The sequence below is a fragment of the Streptomyces tyrfis genome (assembly GCF_037034285.1).
Classification (GTDB): Bacteria; Actinomycetota; Actinomycetes; order Streptomycetales; family Streptomycetaceae; genus Streptomyces.
Map to the genome: position 1 here is coordinate 139438 of NZ_JBAGJZ010000016.1, position 17801 is coordinate 157238.

Sequence of the window (17801 nt, forward strand, 5' to 3'; positions counted from 1 at the left end):
CACATGCCCATCCGTACGAGCCGCGAGAGCGGTGATCCTCGCACGGCCGGCGGGCCCGACGCCCCGTCCGGCACGGCGGACAGGGCCCGCGCGACCGGAGGCGTCCCCGCGGACGGTCGCGCCCGTACGGCCGAAGGGGCCCGCGCCCGGCGCGCGGGCCTCCGCGGCGAGGGCGCCTGGGGCTGGCTGTTCGTCAGCCCGATGGTGATCGTCATCGGGCTGTTCCTGGTGCTGCCGATCCTGATGGCGCTCTGGGTCAGCCTGCTGCACTGGGACGGGCGTTCCAACCCGTTCTCCGGCCAGGTGGACTTCGCCGGGCTGGACAACTACCGGTCGCTGCTCACCCAGGACGGGCTCGACCGCACGCTGTTCGCGACCTCCCTGCGCAACAACGCCTACTACGTGCTGCTCACCGTGCCCCTGCAGACCGCGCTGGCCCTGGGGCTGGCCATCATCGTCAACCAGAAGCTGCTGCGGGCGCGGAGCGCGCTGCGCACGGCCTTCTTCTTCCCCTCGGTCACCAGCTCGATCGCGGTGTCCACGGTCTTCCTCTTCCTGTTCCAGGGCAGCGGGGCCGTCAACTCGCTGCTGTCCTGGATCGGGGTCAAGGGGCCGAACTGGTTCGCCGATTCGCGCGGGGTGCTCTCCCTGGTCCTGGGCGGTCTGGGGATCGTCGACCCCGAGCATCCCACCGGGGTGCTGGCCGACCACTCCCTGCTGGGGCTGTCGTGGTTCGAGTGGCTGTCGGGTCCTTCGGTGGCCATGTGCACACTGATCCTGCTCGCCGTGTGGACCACCTCCGGCACCTTCATGCTGATCTTCCTCGCGGCGCTCCAGGACATCCCGCGCGAGCTGGAGGAGTCGGCCGCGCTGGAGGGCGTGAACCGCTTCCAGATGCTGCGGTACGTGACGCTGCCCGCGCTGCGCCCCGCGCTGTTCCTGGTCCTGACGCTGGGCCTGATCTCCACCTGGCAGGTCTTCGACCAGGTGTACGTGATGGGCCAGGGCGCGCCCGGGAACACCACGCTCACCCCCGCCTTCCTGTCGTACTCGGCGGCCTTCGACAACGGGGACTTCGGGCAGGGCTCGGCGATCGCGTTCATCCTGCTCGCCGTGATCCTCGTCCTGACCGCGTTGCAGCGCTGGGTGCTGCGGGAGCGCGGCACTCGCACCAGGAGGAACCGATGACCGCCACCGGTACGGCCGTACGCGACAAGGCCCCGCGTCCGTCACGCCGTCGCGCCGGGGGCGAGCGGGGGCGGCCCGTGCTGGGCCGCTTCCCGCTGCCGTGGCGCCTGGCGGGGTACGCGCTGGTCGCCGGCATGGGGCTGCTCTATCTGCTGCCGTTCGTCCTCCAGCTGGTGACCGGCTTCAAGACGGACCCGGACGCCGCCGCCCATCCGCTGTCCCTGCTGCCGGCCACACCGACCATGGCCGCCTATCAGCGGCTGTTCGGGCTGGGCCAGGGCGCCGACGGGGTGCCCTTCCTGCGCTGGCTGAGCAACTCGGCGATGGTGGCGGTGCTGGTGACGGCCGGCCGGGTGCTGTTCGACTCGATGGCCGGGTACGCGCTGGCGCGGCTGCGCTTCCCGGGCCGCTCGCTGCTGTTCGGCTTCGTGCTCGCGGTGATGGCGGTGCCCGGTGTGGCCCTGCTCATCCCGAAGTTCCTGGTGCTGAACACGTTCGGCCTCTTCGACACGTACACCGGCATGATCGTGCCGCTGCTGGTGGACGCGGCGGGCATCTTCATCATGAAGCAGTTCTTCGAGTCGATCCCCCGCGAGGTCGAGGAGGCGGCCCGGGTGGACGGGGCGGGGGTGTTCCGGATCTTCTGGTCCGTTGTCCTGCCGATGGCCAGGCCGGCGCTGATCACCCTGACGATCCTGTCGTTCCAGGGATCGTGGAACGAGTTCACGCACTTCCTGGTCAGCACCCAGTCGGGTCAGTACGAGACGCTCACCACGGGCCTGGCCCGGTTCGTCTCGGGCGGGCTCGGGGGCGGTACGCAGTACCCGCTGAAGCTCGCGGCGGCCCTGCTCTCCACCCTTCCGGTGGCGGTGCTGTTCTTCTGCTTCCAGCGCCACTTCGTGAACGGCGCCAACGCGGGCGCGGTCAAGGAGTGAGGACCTGCGGGGCCCGGTCCCGGCGGTCGCCGCCGGGACCGGGCCCCGCGCGTCGGGCGGGAACGGAACGCGCCGCCCCGGGGGCGGTCCGCGGCGAGGCGCCACGGCCGTCGCCCGCGTGCCCGCCGGGGACGGCGCGACGGCCTTAGACTCGGCGGATGGCGAAGTACTTCGACGTGCACCCCGAGAATCCGCAGCCGCGCACCATCCGCTCCGTGGCCGACAGCATCCGGTCGGGGGCGCTCGTGGCGTATCCGACGGACTCCTGCTACGCGCTGGGCTGCCGGCTGGGCAGCCGTGACGGCATCGCCCGGATCCGGGCGATCCGGCATCTCGACGACCGCCACCACTTCACGCTGGTGTGCCGGGACTTCGCCCAGCTGGGCCAGTTCGTGCGGATCGACAACGACGTGTTCCGCGCCGTGCGGGCGGCGACGCCCGGCAGCTACACCTTCATCCTCCCGGCGACGAAGGAGGTGCCGCGTCAGCTGCTGCACCCCCGGAAGAAGACGGTCGGCGTCCGGATTCCCGACCACGTCGTCACCCAGGCCCTGCTCGCGGAGCTCGGCGAGCCGCTGCTCTCCAGCACGCTGCTCCTGCCCGACGAGGACGAACCGCTGACGCAGGGCTGGGAGATCAAGGAGCGGCTCGACCACGAGGTGGACGTCGTGGTCGACTCGGGCGAATGCGGCACCGAACCGACGACGGTCGTCGACTTCTCCGGCGGCGAGGCCGAGGTCGTGCGCCGGGGCGCCGGCGACGTCACCCGGTTCGAGTAGCCGCCCGCCGACGGCCGGCGGCTCCGCGCCACCCGGCCGGCCCCGGCTCCCCTCGGCTCCTCCGGCCCCCTGCCCGACACGAGAACGGTCCGCCGGCCGGCGGGGAGCCGACCGGCGGACCGGGGCGGGACGTCTTCTTCCGGTGTGTCCGGGTTCTCAGGCGGGCGACGGGGTCAGCGGTCGTCCTCGGCGGGCGGGACGGGGGCCGCGGCGCGCACCGGCAGGAGGGCGGCCCAGCGGGCCGCCTCCTCGTACCGTTCCTGGCGCCGGCACAGCCAGGCCCGGACGGTCAGGGACACGGTGACGACGAGACCCGCGACCGCCACCGCGGCGACCGCCCACAGGCTGACCGGGGTCAGCAGCAGGAGCATCGTCACCGCGGCGGTCCCCCATCCGGTCAGCACGGCCGCCGCGGCGGGCCGCCGGGACTCCGGACGGTCCTGGGCCGCGCGCAGGTCGACGCACGCGGGCAGGTACCAGACGTGCCCCGATACGCAGAGCACGGCGACGCCGAGCGCCAGAACACCATGGGACATCGGGCATCTCTCCTTCTCGGGAACGGGGCGCGGACGGGTCGTCGGCGCGGGTCAGTGCGTTCCGGCGTGGTCGAGCGCGGCGATCTCCGGGTGGTGCAGGTCGAAGGCCGGGGACTCGCTGCGGATGCGCGGCAGGGAGGTGAAGTTGTGCCGGGGCGGCGGGCAGGAGGTGGCCCACTCCAGGGAGCGGCCGTAGCCCCACGGGTCGTCGACGGTGACCCGTTCGCCGTACTGGGCGGTCTTCCAGACGTTGTAGAAGAAGGGCAGGAAGGCCAGCCCGAGCAGGAACGAGCCGATGGTGGACAGGGTGTTGAGGGCGGTGAACCCGTCGGCCGCCAGGTAGTCGGCGTACCGGCGGGGCATGCCCTGCGCCCCGAGCCAGTGCTGCACGAGGAACGTGAGGTGGAAGCCGGCCGTCAGCACCCAGAAGGTGATCTTCCCGAGGCGTTCGTCGAGCATCTTGCCCGTGAACTTCGGCCACCAGAAGTGGAATCCGGCGAACATGGCGTAGACGACGGTGCCGAAGAGCGTGTAGTGGAAGTGGGCGACCACGAAGTACGAGTCGGAGACGTGGAAGTCGAGCGGCGGCGCGGCCAGGATGACGCCGGTCAGCCCGCCGAAGACGAAGGTGACGAGGAAGCCGGTGGCCCAGAGCATCGGCGTCTCGAAGGAGAGCGAGCCCTTCCACATCGTGCCGATCCAGTTGAAGAACTTCACCCCGGTGGGCACCGCGATCAGGAACGTCATGAACGCGAAGAACGGCAGCAGCACCCCGCCCGTGACGTACATGTGGTGGGCCCACACGGTCACCGACAGGCCCGCGATGGCGATGGTGGCGCTGATCAGGCCGATGTAGCCGAACATCGGCTTGCGGGAGAAGACCGGGACGATCTCGGAGATGATGCCGAAGAACGGCAGGGCCAGGACGTAGACCTCCGGGTGCCCGAAGAACCAGAACAGGTGCTGCCACAGCAGGGCGCCGCCGTTGGCGGGATCGAAGATGTGCGAGCCGAACTTGCGGTCCATCTCCAGCGCGAAGAGGGCCGCGGCCAGGACCGGGAAGACCATCAGGATGAGCACGGCGGTCAGCAGCACGTTCCAGGTGAAGATCGACATCCGGAACATCGTCATGCCCGGCGCGCGCATGCAGATGATCGTGGTGATGAAGTTCACCGCGCCGAGGATGGAGCCGAAGCCGGAGAGCGCCACGCCCATGATCCACATGTCGGCGCCGATGCCCGGGGAGTGCACGGCGTCGGACAGCGGGGCGTAGGCGAACCAGCCGAAGTCGGCGGCGCCCTGCGGGGTGAGGAAGCCCGCCGCGGCGATCAGCGAACCGAAGAGGAACAGCCAGTAGGCCAGCATGTTCAGCCGGGGGAAGGCCACGTCGGGCGCGCCGATGTGAAGCGGCATCAGCCAGTTCGCGAATCCGGTGAACAGCGGCATGGCGAACAGCAGCAGCATCACCGAGCCGTGCATGGTGAACGCCTGGTTGAACTGCTCGTTGGAGATGATCTGCGTCCCGGGGCGGGCCAGTTCGGCCCGCATCACCAGGGCCATCACGCCGCCGATCAGGAAGAAGACGAACGCGGTGACGAGGTAGAGGGTGCCGATCTGCTTGTGGTCGGTCGTGGTGAGCCACGAGACGACGATCCGGCCGCGCGAGGGACGGGCGGCCGGAAGCGCGCCGGGGGCGGTCCCGTTGCCGGGGCGATCGGGGCCCGGTGTGGGCTCGGGCCGGGGCCCGGGGGGCGTCGGGCCCGGTACGGAAGGGGCCTCGCTGCCCTGTCTTTCCATGGCGTCCACCGGACTGGTTCCTCCAGCTGTTGCGGTTCTCCGGACGTTCCCGGACAGGTGGTCCGGGAACGGGATCGGTCGGGAAGGTCCGGCTGCTCACGGGGGACGGACGGACCGGACCTTCCCGGCGCCGCACCATGCTGCTCGCGCGGCGCGCGACGCCCCAGGGGCCGACGGGCACCTTCCGCGGGGGCCGACCGGCCCTGCCCCGGTCCGGGCACGGGCCGGTCGGCCCGGGCCCGCCCGCGCCGGGACGCCGCACCGCCCGTTCCCCGTCCGAGGGGCTGCCGTAGGCTGACGGGTCGTGGACCGGTCCCAGCCCTGCGGCGATCCGGTGCGCAGAGCCGGCGCACCCCGTGCGGCGGACGACGTACGGCGCACCGCGCACGGCCCCAGAGAACGGCGATCGATGGAAGAGACAGCACCGCACGCACCCGGCTCCGCGGCCGGAGCCTCGTCCCCCGCCGCGCCCGGGGCCGGGCCGTCGGGCGCCTCGTGCCCGCGCCGCGCCGCGTGGCCGCAGCCGAGCCGGCCGGACCGGATGCGCGGGCTGCTGGACGCCGTGATGAGCCTGGGGCGCGGGCTGGAGCTGCCCGAGGTGCTGCGCGGCATCGTCGAGGCGGCGGTGACGCTGACCGACGCGGAGTACGGGGCGCTGGGCATCGTCGGCGACGGGCAGAAGCTGCTGGAGTTCCTGCCGGTGGGGATCTCGGAGGAACTCGCCGCGAGGATCGGGCAGTCGCCGTGCGGCCGAGGCATCCTGGGCGAGCTGATCCGCCATCCGGAGCCGCTGCGGCTCACCGATCTGGGCGGCCATCCGCGCAGCTACGGCTTCCCGCCGCACCACCCGCCGATGCGCACGTTCCTGGGGGTGCCCATACGGGTGCGGGACGAGGTGTTCGGCAATCTGTATCTGACCGAGAAGCGGGGCGGGACGGACTTCGACGACGACGACCAGGCGGTGCTGACCACCCTGTCGATCGCCGCCGGGGTCGCCATCGACAACGCCAGGATGTACGACGAGAGCCGCCGCCGGGAGCGGCGGCTGGAGGCGCTGGGCGAGATCACCCGGGCCCTTCTGTCGGGTGCGGACGCCGACGAGGTGCTGCATCTGATCGCGGAGCGGGCGATGGAGGTGGCGGGGGCGGACCGGGCGGCGGTCCTGCTGCCGTCGGCGCGGCAGGCGGCGGCCCCGCCGCAGGACGCGGTGGCGCCCGGGGCCGAGGAGCGGCTCACGGTCGCCGTGGCCCACGGCCGGGACAGCGAGCGGGTGACGGGCCTGTCCGTGCCCGCGACGGGCTCGCTGGCCGGGCTGGCCGCGCGCACCGGTTCACCGGCGTACTGCGCCGATGTGCGCACGGATCCGCGGGCCCATCCGTTCGGCGACGGCGCCGAGGACGGGCTGGGGCCGGTGGTGGCCGTGCCGTTGCGGGTCGGCGTCGGGCTGATGGGGGCGCTGCGGCTGGGACGGCCGGCGGGCCGCCCGCCGTTCGACGACACCGAGGTGGCGCTGGTGTCCGGCTTCGCGGACCAGGCGGCGATCGCGCTGGAGCTCGCCCGGGGCCGGGCCGAGTCCGAGGAGCTCGCCGTGATGCACGACCGGGACCGGATCGCCCGCGATCTGCACGACCTGGCGATCCAGCGGCTGTTCGCGACCGGGATGACGCTCCAGAGCACCACCCGGGCCATCGCGGACCGCCCGGACGCGGCGGAGCGGGTCAGCCGGGCGGTGGACGATCTGGACACCACGATCCGGATCATCCGGTCCACCATCTTCGATCTGCGCACGGCGGACGGTTCGGGGCCCAGCGGGCTGCGGCACCGGATGGCGGAGACCGCGCGCACGGCGGCGCGCGCCCTCGGTTTCCGGCCGTCCGTGCGGATCGACGGGCCGGTCGACACCACCGTCCCGGACGAGCTGGCCGAGCACGTGGTGGCGGTCGCCGCCGAGGCGGTGTCCAACGCCTCCCGCCACGCCGGGGCGAGCCGCATCGACATCGTGCTGTCGGCCGACGACGCGGTGACCCTGACCGTCGCGGACGACGGCATCGGCGTCCCGGACGCCCACCTCACCGAGCCCGCCGCGGGCGGGGGCGCGGAGACGGCGGCCGGCGGCGAACGGGCGGCGGCGCGGCGGGGCGGGCTGGCCAACATGCGCACCCGGGCGGAGCTGTGCGGCGGCACGCTGAGCGTGCGGCGGCCGCCGGAGGGCGGCACCCGGATCGAGTGGAGCGCCCCGCTCCACGGCTGAGGCCCCGCCGCCGCCCGGAGCGCCGGGGGCTCCGGGCGGCGGGGCGGCGGGGCCGCGCCCGCCCGGCTCTCAGCCCCGTCGCACCTGTTCGGCCGCCTGCCGGTCCTTGATCCGGCCGACGAGCATCGCCGCCTGGATCCGGCGGCCGACGCCGAGCTTGGCGAGGATCGAGGAGATGCGGTTCTTGACGGTCTTCTCGGCGAGGAAGAGGCGTTCGGCGATCTCACGGTTGGTGAGGCCCTCGCCGATGAGGTCCAGGATCTGGCGTTCCCTGGCCGTGAGCTGGTCCAGCTCCGAGGCCTCCGGCTCCTCGGCGGGGCCGCGCTCGGGCCCCCTGAGCCGGGCCATGACACGGGCGGTCGTCCGCGGGTCGAGCATCGACGTGCCGGAGGCGACCGTGCGGACGGCGGCGATCAGGTCGGCGCCGTTGATCTGCTTCAGCACATAGCCCGCCGCGCCCGCCATGATGGCGTCGAACAGCGCCTCGTCGTCGTCGAAGGACGTCAGCATCAGACAGGCGAGTTCGGGCATCAGGGCGCGCAGTTCCCGGCACACCTCGATGCCGGCGTGGTCGCCGCGGGGGTCGTCGCCGAGCCGTACGTCCAGCACGGCGACCTGGGGCCGGCTCGCGGGCACCCGGGCCAGCGCCTCGCGGGCGTCGGACGCCTCGCCGACGACCTCGATGCCGTCCTCGGCCTCCAGCAGATCGCGCACACCTCGCCGTACGACCTCGTGGTCGTCGAGGATGAAGACGCGCACGGGTTCGGCGGACCGCGGCGGGTCCGTGGGCAGCGGGGACTTCGCGAAGTCGTTCACACCATGCTCGATCGGCTCGGGGGACAAGGCTGGACGTCCACCAGTATGTGCGCCCGCCCGGCGGCCCGTGCGCCGGGGTTGCGCAGCATGGTCAACGGCACTTGAACAGGGCCTTTCGGCCCTGTGGCCAGGGCCGGTCGGCGGGTTGGCGGCGGTGCCATACTGACGCCGCCGAGATCATTTGGGCACCACTCGTGTCGCCCCGTCCCGGTTTTCCTCCGCCCCCCACCAGCGCTGCCCCAAGGAGTCACCGGTCCATGAACACCCCGAGCGAGGATTACCACGCACTGCTCGCGCGGCACGACGCGATGCGGCTGAGGCGGCGCATCCTTTCCCCGACCGGCACGGACTCCGCGGCGCCTCGCGCCGAACGGCCCCAGGCGTACGACGGCACGGCGGACCAGCGGCTGATCGGTGACTGCCTGGTGATGGTCGGCCCGCTGGAGGACCTGATCGCGGACCTGTACCAGGCCCTGTTCGAGCGGCACCCGTACCTGCGGTCGCTGTTCCCCGAGTCGATGGCGTTCCAGCAGGCCCACCTGGCCGAGATCTTCCGCTATCTGATCGGCAATCTGCACCGGACCGACGACATGATCAGCACGTTCGCGCAGCTGGGGCGCGACCACCGCAAGCTCGGGGTGCGCCCGGCGCACTTCGAGGCGTTCGAGACGGCGCTGATCGAGGCGCTGCGGCTGCGGGCGGGCGCCCGGTGGACCGAGATGCTGGAGAACGCCTGGCTGCGGATGCTGCGTCTGGCCGTCTCGGCGATGGTCCGGGGGGCCGACGAAGCGATCGCGGAACCGCCCAGCTGGAGCGCGACGGTGACCGCGCACGAACTGCGCTCCCCGGATCTCGCGGTCCTGAGGGTCCGGCCCCACCAGCCGTACACCTTCACGGCGGGGCAGTACGCGTCGCTGGAGTCGCCGCTGCTGGAGCAGGCGTGGCGTCCGTACTACCTGGCCCGGGCCCCGCATCCGGACGGCGAGCTGGAGTTCCACGTGCGGGCCCGGGGCGCGGGCGGCGTGAGCGACGTGCTCGTGCACCACACCCGGGAGGGCGACACCCTGCGTCTGGGCGCGCCGCGCGGCAGGCTGGCGCTGCCCGGGCACACCCCGTCCGCCGACGTGCTGCTGATCGCCTCGGGGACCGGGTGGGCACCGGTGAAGGCGCTGCTCCAGCAGATCGACGCCGAACGCTCGCGGGCCCACCGGGTGCGGCTGCTGCTGGACGGCGCGGCGGACGAGGGCATGTACGACGCCGCGTATCTGGACGCGTTCCGGCGCGGGCGCTCCTGGCTGACCGTGCTTCCGCCCAGCGGTCCGTTCAGCGACCAGGAGCTGCGGACGCTGTGCGGCGTGCCGGGCCGGAGTTCCGGGGATCTCGTGCGGCAGCACGTCTTCCTCGCGCTGACCCCGGAGGTCACCGCGCCGGACTCGACGGGGGTGGCCGCGGCCCGGCTCGCCGCCGCCGGGGTCCCGGCGGCGTACATCCATCACGACGGCACGAGCCGCGTCCCGGTCACCGGACCGGGACGCGGGACCGTGGCGGGCGCGCTCGAACCCGTGGTCACAGAAATGTCTCCCAGTACGACCAGAACCGGGTTGCTATCAGCATGACGATGACCAGGCACCAGGTCACCGGCACCACCAGCGGGAACTCCAGTACCGCCGCGACGACGGCCCGGGGGGCGGGGAGCACGCCGTGGCGCAGGTTGTGCACGGTGGTGTGCCAGAACATGAAGACGGTCGCCGCCCACACGAGCATGCACCACAGGCACAGCGCGCCGATGTCGTACAGCGCCTGGGTCATCAGCCACATGCAGAACACGACGCCGAGGAGGGCGCCCAGGTTCAGCCCGAGCCAGTACCACCGCCGGTAGCGGGCGCCGGAGAGCAGGCCCGTGCCGATGGCCATCACCACCCCGAAGCCGATCAGTCCGAGCAGCGGGTTGGGGAAGCCGAACACCGAGGCCTGCTCGCTGCGCATCACGTCCGTGCAGGACAGCACGGGGCTCAGCGTGCAGGCCGGGACGAAGCCGGGGTCGGCGAGCAGCTCGAACTTGTCGACGGTGATCATGAAGGAGCCCAGCAGCCCGAGCGCGGCGGTCACCACCAGCAGCCATCCGAACCCCGGCCGGGCGCCGACGCGTTCCGCCCCCGCGCCCGCCGGGTCGTCGCCGCTCCCCGCGGGGTCGCCGGCCGCCCGCGGCGCGGGGCCGTCGGGCCCGCCGTCCGCGCGGTCGTCCATCGGGCGGGGCTCCCGGCCGTGGGCGGTCCGGGAGTCCGGCCCCGCCGTCTGCCGCGCCGATGTCCTCATGCCGGCCTCCGTCGCTCGCAGCCGGCCGGCCATACGACGTCCACGTGGATGCCGCGCGCCCGGGCGAAGGCGACCAGGTGCGCGGTGGCGTCCCGGCCGTCGGACGGCGAGCCGTCCCACACGGCGAGCACGGACCGGCAGGTCGCCACCACCCGTTCGTCGGCGCCGACGCAGGCGTCGCGGTCGGCCGGGTCGAAGGCCAGCAGCCGTACGTGTTCGGCCAGCACCAGCAGTTCCCCGGCGGCGCGCCGGTCCCGCTCGGGCAGCACCGCGGGGACCGCCCCCTGGGCCGGCAGCAGGACCGTCAGTTTCCGGCCGGCCGCCCGGACCGCGCGCCCGAACACCAGGGGCAGGCCCGCGCCGGCGCGCACGAGCGCGGCCATGCCGTCCGCCAGGCACTCCAGCCGTGTCCTCAGCTCCGCCTCCACCAGTTCCAGGGTTCTGCTGTCCAGATCCTTGTGTCCGACGACCGCGATCACCCGCGTACCCCTTCTGCGCACCTGTGCAGCACCGACCCGACCGAGCACTCCGCACACCCGCGGCCCGGCCCCGGTTGCCGCCGTCGGGCCGGGCCGTGGCGTGCGAACCACCGCAGTGAAACCACTGGGGGGCCGGTGCCGCTAGGGCCGTTCGGCCCTGGGCCGTTCGGCCCTGGCGGGGCGGCGCGGCACGGGGTGTACTCGTACGGCAGACGAGCAGATCAGGAGACGAGGCCGCCCCATGAGCCACGCAGGTCGTCAGTCATGAGCCACACAGGTCACCGGCCGATGCCCCGGTCGCCCATGCCCCCGGGCGCGGCCGGGCCGCTGCTTCCGGAGAGTGCCCCGGCGGCCGTCCGGCCGCGCCGCACCGTCGAGCTGACGGGTGCTCAGGCCCTGGGGCTGCTGGGCGAGGCGTCGTTCGGGCGGATCGTGTTCACCCAGCACGCGCTGCCCGCGATCCGGCCGGTCAACCATGTGCTGGACCACGGCCGGATCGTCATCCGGACGCATCAGGACTCGGATCTGTTCTCCCAGGCCCGGGACCACGGCGAGCGCGGGGTGGTGGTCGCCTATCAGGCCGACGCCATCGATCCGCTGACCCATCTGGGGTGGAGCGTCGTCGCGACGGGCTACTGCCGGCCGGTGACGGATCCCGAGGCCCTCTTCCGCTATCAGCGCCTCATCCGGCCCTGGTCGGACCGGTTGATGGACTGCGCGGTGCAGATCAGGCCGCATCTGGTCACCGGCATCCGGCTGGCCGAGGGGCACGGATGAGCCGGCGGCCCGGGGCGCGCGGGTGGGGACGTCCCGGGCCGCCGCGGGCGGGCGTCGTGGACGCGCTCGGGGTGCTCCCCCACGCTCACGCGGGGCGGTAGGGGCCCCATCCCTGGTGCGCGTGGTACTGGGCCATCGCGTGCTCCCAGCTGTCGGCGTCGAAGACGCGTACCAGTGCGGCGTCGTCGTCGAGCAGTTCCCGGGCCGAGCGCCCCTCGGCGCACAGGGTGAGGTCGCCGTCGTCCGTCGTCCGGAGTTCGAACCGCACGCGTCCCTCCTGACGGCCGGCGGGGCGGCGGTCCGTCCGCCGCATCCGGTCCCGGCCCCCGCCCGGGCCGGGGCGTGCCGGCCGGGGCGGGGCGCCGTTCGGGCTACTTGCTGACGGCGAAGCGCATCAGGGCCTGCTCGTCGCCCTGCTTGATCTTGCCGGTCTCGTTGATCACTTCGAGCTTCCAGCCCGTGCCGACCCGGATCGCCTTGGCCACGGCGCAGCCGTTGTCGTTGGTCAGCAGGCTCGGCCAGATGTCCGCGACCTGCTGGCTGCTGCCGCCCGTCGCGTCGTACACCTTGAAGCTGATGTTGCGCGCGTTCTGGAAGGCGCTGCGCTTCTTGTAGGCGGCGGCGACGAACACGATGGACGTGATGTTGGGCGGGATCCGGGCGAACTCGACGGTCACCGTCTCGTCGTCGCCGTCCCCGCGCCCGGTCTGGTTGTCCCCGCTGTGGATCAGCGAGCCGTTGCCCATGGGGTCCAGGGAGTCCAGGCCGGCGAGCCTGACCGGCTCCGACCCCTGCATGGCGATCGCGATCAGGTCGAGGTCGGTGCCGACCTTCTGCCGAAGCTTGCCCAACAGCCCTCCGCTGCTCCCGGCGGTCGGGTCCCAGGACACCCCGATGGACAGATGGGTGACCCCGTCCAGATCGGCCGGGCCGTCTTCCTTCTTCAGCGTGATCATGCGTGATCCCTCTTGGTGGTCGGACTGCTACCCCTGCAGTGTGCCTGGTCCGCCCGTACTCCACCCACCCGGGTGGATTCCCGGTGCGGCTTTCCGGGAAGGGCCGCGCCGACCGGACGCGGCGGGGAACCCCACGGGCCGTCAGCCGGCGTCGCCCGTACGGCCGGACGCGAGGCCGTGGGCGCTCAGCGGGCCGATGGCCAGGCCCGCCGACCGGACGGAGCCGACGAGCGCGGGCAGTGCCGCGAGCGCGGGCCGCCAGCGGCCGGACGCCGACGGGTCGGCGTCGTGCAGCAGGACCGTGCCGCCGCCCCGGAGACCGGCGCGCACGGTCGCCAGAATCCGCTCGGCGGTCGCGTCCTCGGTCCAGTCCCGGCCCCACGCGGACCACAGGACCGGGCGCAGTCCGCAGCGCACGGCCGCGGCCCAGCGTCCGCCGGTCAGGATCCCGTACGGCGGCCGGTACCACAGCGGCCGGACGCCCGAGACCCGGTGCACCGCCGCCGCGGCGCGGGAGATCTCCCGCAGGTCCCGGCCGGGCGCGGGGAGCCAGGGGCGGCTGTGCGTCCAGCCGTGGACGGCCAGTTCATGGCCCCGGCGGGCGATGTCGCGGCCGAGTTCCGGGTGGCGCAGCAGGCTCTCCCCCAGCACGAAGAACGTGGCGCGCGCGGAGAGCCGGTCCAGCGCGTCGAGGAAGTACGGCGTGGAGCGGGGGTCCGGCCCGTCGTCGAAGGTCAGGGCGACGTGGTCCGGCCGTCCCAGGCCGGCCAGAGCGGGGAAGCAGATCCGGCGCGGTCCGGGGAGCCAGGTGCCGGCGGGGACGACATGGGCGGCCAGCGCCAGCGCCGGCACGGCCAGGGCGGCGCGGAGTCCGGCGGGGAGGCGCGCGGTTCGGTGGTTCATCGGTTCCTCGTCCCTGCGTCGGCGCGGCTGCCGGTCACGCCCGGGCGGGCTCTCGTACGGCGTCGTTCTCGTCGTCTCCCGGCGCCCCGCCGCCGGAGCAGTGCGGGCGGGGCGGACGGCCGCGGCGCGGCGTCGCGGGCGTGCGCGGGCGTGCGCGGGCGTGCGTGTCCCCGCTCTCGCACGCCGTCCGGTCCGTCGCGGCACGGCGTCGCGGCGCCGGGGCCGCGCCGTCGGCGGCGCCGGGACACGGTGAGGACGTCCACGGCCGCGGGCTCAGCCGAAACGGGCCGCGAGCCGGTGGTAGAGCCCGGGGGCCACCGAGCGCACGCAGCCGGGCAGGCGCAGCCAGCCGGGGACGTACACCTCGTCCCGGCCGGACACATGGGCGTTCCAGACGGCGTCGGCGACCTTCTCCGGCGACATCGGCCGGGGCCACGAGCGGGCGTAGGGCATGCCCCGGCGTTCGAAGAACGGGGTGTCGACGACGCCGGGGACCAGATGGGTGATGTGCACCCCGGTGCCCCGCAGCTCGTGGCGCAGGGCGTCGGCGAAGGCGGCGACGGCCGCCTTCGCCGCCGAGTAGACCGCCTCGCTGCGGACGGCGGTGGATCCGGCCACCGAACCGATCAGCACGATGCGGCCGTGCTCCGCCGCGAGCATGTGCGGCAGCAGATGGCGCACCAGGCGGACGACGGACACCAGGTCGACGGTGAGGACCCGGTCGGCGGCGGCTTCCGGCATGGCGTCGAAGGGGCCGGCCCAGCCGACGCCCGCGGCGGCGACGAGCAGGTCCACCCGGCCGGCGGCGTCGAGGGCCTCCCGGGCGAGCCGCTCCGTGCCGCCGGGCGTCATCAGGTCGGCGTAGAGGGGGGTCGAGCGGGTGGACTCCGCGACGCGCGCCAGCCGCTCGCGGTCGCGTCCGGCGACCAGCAGCCGCCAGCCCTCCTCGGCGGCGATCCGGTGTGCGACGGCGGCGCCGATGCCCGAGGAGGCCCCCGTCACCAGGGCCACGCCAGCCTGGACGCCGCGCCCGGTCGGCGCGCCGCCGTCCGGCACGCCGCGGCGGGCGGTGCGCGGACCAGATGACATGGTCTCTCCCCTGTTTCGGCACGGTGCGGCGCGGGGTCTCCGCGGCCCGGGGAGCCGGGCCCGCGCGGAGATCCGGGTCGGGTGACCTCACGAGACCACGCGCCGCCGGGTCTGGTTAGGAGTAGCCCGGGCGCGCCCGGACAAAACCGCCGACACCCGCACCTCACTGAACCGCACCGCACCCCCCGCGCCCGCAGAATGGGACGACCAGGCCCAGTGCCCGTGGCGCAGGGTCCGCCGCGCACTGCCGACCACAGGGGTGATCAGGTGTCTGCTGCCCACGCGCACGGTCCTCGGGGACCGCGCCCGGACGCCGGCCGGCCGGGTGATCCCGTCCCGGGCCGGGCGGCACGGTCCTCGCCGCCCGGCCCGTCGGGGCGCGGCGGCCCGGCGCCCGGTCGGCGCGCGGGGGCGGCCGGCCGATGAGCACGGCACCCGGGCGCTTCCTCGTCCTGAGCGCCGGCATGGGCTCCGGGCACCACGCGGTGGCCGCCGAGCTGTCCCGCCGGCTGACGGCCGGCGGCGGGCGGACGACCACGGTCGACGTGCTCGATCTGCTGCCGCCGGGGGTCGGCGCCGGGCTGCGCTCCTTCTACCGGACCGTCGTGCGCCGCGCGCCGGTCGTCTACGCCGGGCTGTACGCGGCGTTCTTCCGGGGCCCCGGCCCGGGCGGGCTCCCCCGCCCCGGCAGCGCGCCGCTGGCCGCGCTCGCGGAGAGGCGGCTGCTGGATCTGGTCGCGCGGCGGCGGCCGGACGTGGTGGTGCCCGTCTTCCATCTCGCGGCCCAGCTCACCGGGGGGCTCCGGGCGCGGGGCGCGCTCGCGGCGCCCAGCGCCGTCGTCCTCACCGATTTCGCCGTGCACCGTCAGTGGCTCCATCCGGGCAACGACCTGCATCTGTGTCTGACGCCCGAGGTGGCGTCCCGGGTGCGGCGGGCGGTGCGGCGACCGACCGTCGTCTCCGGGGCCCTGGTGGGTCCCCGCTTCCGCGCGCCCGCGCCGACGGCCGGGTACTGGCGGCGGCGGTTCGGTTCGTCGGACCGCCCGCCGGTGCTGGTCTCGACGGGGGCCTGGGGGGCCGGCGCGGGGGTGGCGGACACGGCCCGGCTGCTGGCCTCGGCGGGGTACCGGCCGGTCGTCCTCTGCGGGAACGACGCGCGGCTGCGCCGCCGCGTCGCCGGTACCGGGCACGCGGACGCCCTGGGCTGGGTGGACGACATGCCGGGGGTGATGGCGGCCGCCCGCGCGCTGGTCGACAACGCGGCGGGCCAGACGGCGCTGGAGGCGCTGGCCGCCGGGCTGCCGGTGGTCGGCTACCGCGCCATTCCGGGGCACGGCCGGGAAGGAGTGCGGCAGATGGCCGCGCACGGCCTGTCCGACCACGCCCCGGATCCGTGGGCGCTGCTGAGGGCGCTGGACGAGGTGACCGCGCCGGGCCCGGCGCGGGAGCGGCGGCTGTCGGCGGCCCGGGGGCTGTTCCGCGAGACGGGGCTGCTCCCCCTGGAGGAGCTGGCCCGAGCGGGGCGCGCGTGCGGGGACGCGGCCGGTTCCGGGACGCCGGGGCGGCTCGGCGGACCGGGGGGCGTCTGACCGGGGCCGCTCCGGGCGCGTGGCGACGGGACGCGAAGTGCCCCGGTTCCGCGCGCCGGTGGTTCCGGCCGGCCGCGCGGCGGCCCGGCGCGCGCCGGCGGCTCCGTACCGACGCGCCGCGTGACAGCGGGTCCTCGCTCGCGGCGGCCGGCCCGCGTATGCGACGGCCGTACTCGGTGGCGCGCCGCCTCGGCGGCGGGGCCCAATAGCGGAGCAGCTCAGCAGCGGTACGGCTCAGTAGCGGAGCGTGCCCGCGATGCCGATGCCGTCGGGGAGGGTGCCGTCGGGGACGAAGCGCACCTCGGTGTCGGCGTCCAGGGCCTCCTCGACGAGGCTGTCGACGATGTCCGTCTCGACGCCCTCCGGGGCCGGTTCGCCCTCCGGCACGTCGACGACCTGCAGCTGGTGGTTGTCGCCGGGGCGGCCGGCCGCGCGCAGCCCCTCCTCCACGAGGACGAGGGCCGCCCGGTGGTCCAGGACGGTGTTCCACACCTCCGCCAGGCCCGCCACGTACGCCTTGCGGCCGCGGGCCGCGTCCAGTTCCCGGCGGGCCTGTTCCGCCCGGTCCTCGCGGATCTTCCGGAAGACAGGTTCCAGGCGCTTCTCCAACTGGGGAACGGCGTGCTTGTCGGCGCCGGTCAGCTCCAGTTCGCCCACCGCCGCCCCGGCATGGCGGGAGATCTTGCGGAAGACGGTGGTCAGTTCGGGGCTGCCCACCAGGATCACGGGCAGGTTCCGCTCGGTCATGACCCGGGCGAACCGCTCCTCCACGTCGGAGACGTACTGCCCGATCCGGGCCGCGCGGTAGCCGGTGCGGTCCGCGCCGTACGCCGGGCCGGGAAGCGCGTCCTCGCGGGACGGCACCCGCGGCTCCGCGGGGAAGCCGTGGCCGTCCGCCTCGGTCAGGCTGCCGGCGTGGGCCAGGTAGAGCCTGCTCTCCTCCTGGTCGAGGACCAGCACCCAGTAGGGCCGGGCGTAGAGATGGGCCGCGACCAGGTTGCGGGTGAGGAACGTGGTCGTGACCTCGATGCGCTCGGGGACGTCGTGCGGGGAGACGAACTGCCATGCCTGCGGGTCCTCGCCCGGCGCGAGCAGGATCAGCAGCCCGTCCTCCGCCCGCTGCGCGTCGAACAGCCGCAGCACGGCGTCCTCGTCGAGCTGCCGTTCCAGCCGGAGCCAGTTCTCGCGGTCGACCGCCGGGTCGTCCTTGACGCGCCGCGCCGCCTCGCTGAGGAGGTTGCGCAGGCGGATCGGGTCCTGTTCGTTGTCGGGCCGGGCCCTATGGGTCGGCATGAGGAGCGAGATCGCCGGGAAGGGGCGCGGGCGACGCAGTTCCTTGAGCACGGCCGGGGTCAGGTCACTCGTGCGCATCCATGGCCTCCCTGGAGCG

General features: G+C 74.2%; 17 protein-coding genes. 7 read left to right on the forward strand and 10 right to left on the reverse strand.

Going from position 1 to position 17801, the window contains the following annotated elements; translation table 11 throughout:
• The first annotated feature begins 3 nt into the window (after positions 1 to 3).
• The 3 genes from WA762_RS15195 to WA762_RS15205 all read left to right on the forward strand — a co-directional run bounded on the left by WA762_RS15195 (position 4) and on the right by WA762_RS15205 (position 2902).
• Positions 4 to 1188 (forward strand): carbohydrate ABC transporter permease, encoded by a 1185-nt coding sequence (locus tag WA762_RS15195; protein ID WP_335936218.1) that lies wholly within the window; start codon positions 4 to 6, stop codon positions 1186 to 1188.
• A complete protein-coding gene (locus tag WA762_RS15200) occupies positions 1185 to 2123 on the forward strand; it encodes a carbohydrate ABC transporter permease (RefSeq protein WP_335936219.1) in 939 nt (312 codons plus the stop codon). The genes WA762_RS15195 and WA762_RS15200 overlap by 4 nt, the downstream gene beginning before the upstream one ends.
• Positions 2124 to 2281: 158 nt before the next feature.
• A complete protein-coding gene (locus tag WA762_RS15205; RefSeq protein WP_335936220.1) occupies positions 2282 to 2902 on the forward strand; it encodes an L-threonylcarbamoyladenylate synthase in 621 nt (206 codons plus the stop codon).
• A gap of 173 nt (positions 2903 to 3075) precedes the next feature.
• Here the strand turns inward: WA762_RS15205 and WA762_RS15210 are convergent, their stop codons facing one another.
• Positions 3076 to 3438 carry a hypothetical protein gene (locus tag WA762_RS15210; RefSeq protein ID WP_335936221.1) on the reverse strand — a complete coding sequence of 121 codons (363 nt, stop codon included), beginning with the start codon at positions 3436 to 3438 and terminating at the stop codon, positions 3076 to 3078.
• Between the two features lie 51 nt (positions 3439 to 3489).
• Positions 3490 to 5244: an aa3-type cytochrome oxidase subunit I gene (ctaD, locus tag WA762_RS15215; RefSeq protein ID WP_443080590.1), complete on the reverse strand. Its 1755-nt coding sequence runs from the start codon at positions 5242 to 5244 to the stop codon at positions 3490 to 3492.
• A gap of 532 nt (positions 5245 to 5776) precedes the next feature.
• Between ctaD and WA762_RS15220 the strand changes: the two genes are divergently transcribed.
• A complete protein-coding gene (locus WA762_RS15220) occupies positions 5777 to 7486 on the forward strand; it encodes a sensor histidine kinase (RefSeq protein WP_335936249.1) in 1710 nt (569 codons plus the stop codon).
• Positions 7487 to 7555: 69 nt separating this feature from the next.
• Here the strand turns inward: WA762_RS15220 and WA762_RS15225 are convergent, their stop codons facing one another.
• Positions 7556 to 8302, reverse strand: a complete 747-nt coding sequence (locus WA762_RS15225) for a response regulator transcription factor (RefSeq protein WP_335936222.1) — start codon at positions 8300 to 8302, stop codon at positions 7556 to 7558.
• Positions 8303 to 8559: 257 nt separating this feature from the next.
• On the opposite strand from WA762_RS15225, the gene WA762_RS15230 reads away from it, so the two are divergent.
• Complete coding sequence (locus WA762_RS15230; protein ID WP_335936223.1) at positions 8560 to 9918, forward strand: globin domain-containing protein; 1359 nt, start codon at positions 8560 to 8562, stop codon at positions 9916 to 9918.
• Here WA762_RS15230 and WA762_RS15235 read toward each other — a convergent pair.
• Both WA762_RS15235 and WA762_RS15240 read right to left on the reverse strand, forming a co-directional pair.
• Complete coding sequence (locus tag WA762_RS15235) at positions 9869 to 10549, reverse strand: vitamin K epoxide reductase family protein (RefSeq protein WP_443080593.1); 681 nt, start codon at positions 10547 to 10549, stop codon at positions 9869 to 9871. The genes WA762_RS15230 and WA762_RS15235 overlap by 50 nt on opposite strands.
• Positions 10550 to 10614: 65 nt before the next feature.
• Positions 10615 to 11097, reverse strand: coding sequence for a hypothetical protein (locus tag WA762_RS15240; protein WP_335936225.1), 483 nt, complete (start codon positions 11095 to 11097; stop codon positions 10615 to 10617).
• Between the two features lie 303 nt (positions 11098 to 11400).
• Here WA762_RS15240 and WA762_RS15245 point away from each other — a divergent pair, with 303 nt between their 5' ends.
• Entirely contained in the window at positions 11401 to 11874 is a 474-nt protein-coding gene (locus WA762_RS15245) for a pyridoxamine 5'-phosphate oxidase family protein (protein ID WP_335936250.1), read from the forward strand.
• An 85-nt stretch (positions 11875 to 11959) separates the two neighbouring features.
• On the opposite strand, the gene WA762_RS15250 is transcribed toward WA762_RS15245, so the two are convergent.
• The 4 genes from WA762_RS15250 to WA762_RS15265 all read right to left on the reverse strand — a co-directional run bounded on the left by WA762_RS15250 (position 11960) and on the right by WA762_RS15265 (position 14822).
• The gene (locus WA762_RS15250; protein ID WP_335936226.1) at positions 11960 to 12142 is read right to left on the reverse strand and encodes a hypothetical protein; all 183 of its coding nucleotides are present in this window, start codon (positions 12140 to 12142) and stop codon (positions 11960 to 11962) included.
• A 103-nt stretch (positions 12143 to 12245) separates the two neighbouring features.
• Entirely contained in the window at positions 12246 to 12830 is a 585-nt protein-coding gene (locus WA762_RS15255; RefSeq protein WP_335936227.1) for a TerD family protein, read from the reverse strand.
• Between the two features lie 141 nt (positions 12831 to 12971).
• Positions 12972 to 13733: a polysaccharide deacetylase family protein gene (locus WA762_RS15260; protein ID WP_335936228.1), complete on the reverse strand. Its 762-nt coding sequence runs from the start codon at positions 13731 to 13733 to the stop codon at positions 12972 to 12974.
• A 273-nt stretch (positions 13734 to 14006) separates the two neighbouring features.
• A complete protein-coding gene (locus tag WA762_RS15265; RefSeq protein ID WP_335936229.1) occupies positions 14007 to 14822 on the reverse strand; it encodes an SDR family NAD(P)-dependent oxidoreductase in 816 nt (271 codons plus the stop codon).
• Positions 14823 to 15244: 422 nt separating this feature from the next.
• On the opposite strand from WA762_RS15265, the gene WA762_RS15270 reads away from it, so the two are divergent.
• Positions 15245 to 16411: an MGDG synthase family glycosyltransferase gene (locus WA762_RS15270; protein ID WP_335936231.1), complete on the forward strand. Its 1167-nt coding sequence runs from the start codon at positions 15245 to 15247 to the stop codon at positions 16409 to 16411.
• A 234-nt stretch (positions 16412 to 16645) separates the two neighbouring features.
• On the opposite strand, the gene WA762_RS15275 is transcribed toward WA762_RS15270, so the two are convergent.
• The gene (locus tag WA762_RS15275) at positions 16646 to 17782 is read right to left on the reverse strand and encodes a baeRF3 domain-containing protein (RefSeq protein WP_335936232.1); all 1137 of its coding nucleotides are present in this window, start codon (positions 17780 to 17782) and stop codon (positions 16646 to 16648) included.
• Positions 17783 to 17801 lie beyond the last annotated feature (19 nt).

Coding starts and splice junctions, on each gene's coding strand:
- WA762_RS15195 (WP_335936218.1), top strand. CDS start 4: ATGCCCATCCGTACGAGCCGCGAGAGCGGTGATCCTCGCACGGCCGGC.
- WA762_RS15200 (WP_335936219.1), top strand. CDS start 1,185: ATGACCGCCACCGGTACGGCCGTACGCGACAAGGCCCCGCGTCCGTCA.
- WA762_RS15205 (WP_335936220.1), top strand. CDS start 2,282: ATGGCGAAGTACTTCGACGTGCACCCCGAGAATCCGCAGCCGCGCACC.
- WA762_RS15210 (WP_335936221.1), bottom strand. CDS start 3,438: ATGTCCCATGGTGTTCTGGCGCTCGGCGTCGCCGTGCTCTGCGTATCG.
- WA762_RS15220 (WP_335936249.1), top strand. CDS start 5,777: ATGCGCGGGCTGCTGGACGCCGTGATGAGCCTGGGGCGCGGGCTGGAG.
- WA762_RS15230 (WP_335936223.1), top strand. CDS start 8,560: ATGAACACCCCGAGCGAGGATTACCACGCACTGCTCGCGCGGCACGAC.
- WA762_RS15235 (WP_443080593.1), bottom strand. CDS start 10,549: ATGGACGACCGCGCGGACGGCGGGCCCGACGGCCCCGCGCCGCGGGCG.
- WA762_RS15245 (WP_335936250.1), top strand. CDS start 11,401: ATGCCCCCGGGCGCGGCCGGGCCGCTGCTTCCGGAGAGTGCCCCGGCG.
- WA762_RS15255 (WP_335936227.1), bottom strand. CDS start 12,830: ATGATCACGCTGAAGAAGGAAGACGGCCCGGCCGATCTGGACGGGGTC.
- WA762_RS15260 (WP_335936228.1), bottom strand. CDS start 13,733: ATGAACCACCGAACCGCGCGCCTCCCCGCCGGACTCCGCGCCGCCCTG.
- WA762_RS15265 (WP_335936229.1), bottom strand. CDS start 14,822: ATGTCATCTGGTCCGCGCACCGCCCGCCGCGGCGTGCCGGACGGCGGC.
- WA762_RS15270 (WP_335936231.1), top strand. CDS start 15,245: ATGAGCACGGCACCCGGGCGCTTCCTCGTCCTGAGCGCCGGCATGGGC.
- WA762_RS15275 (WP_335936232.1), bottom strand. CDS start 17,782: ATGCGCACGAGTGACCTGACCCCGGCCGTGCTCAAGGAACTGCGTCGC.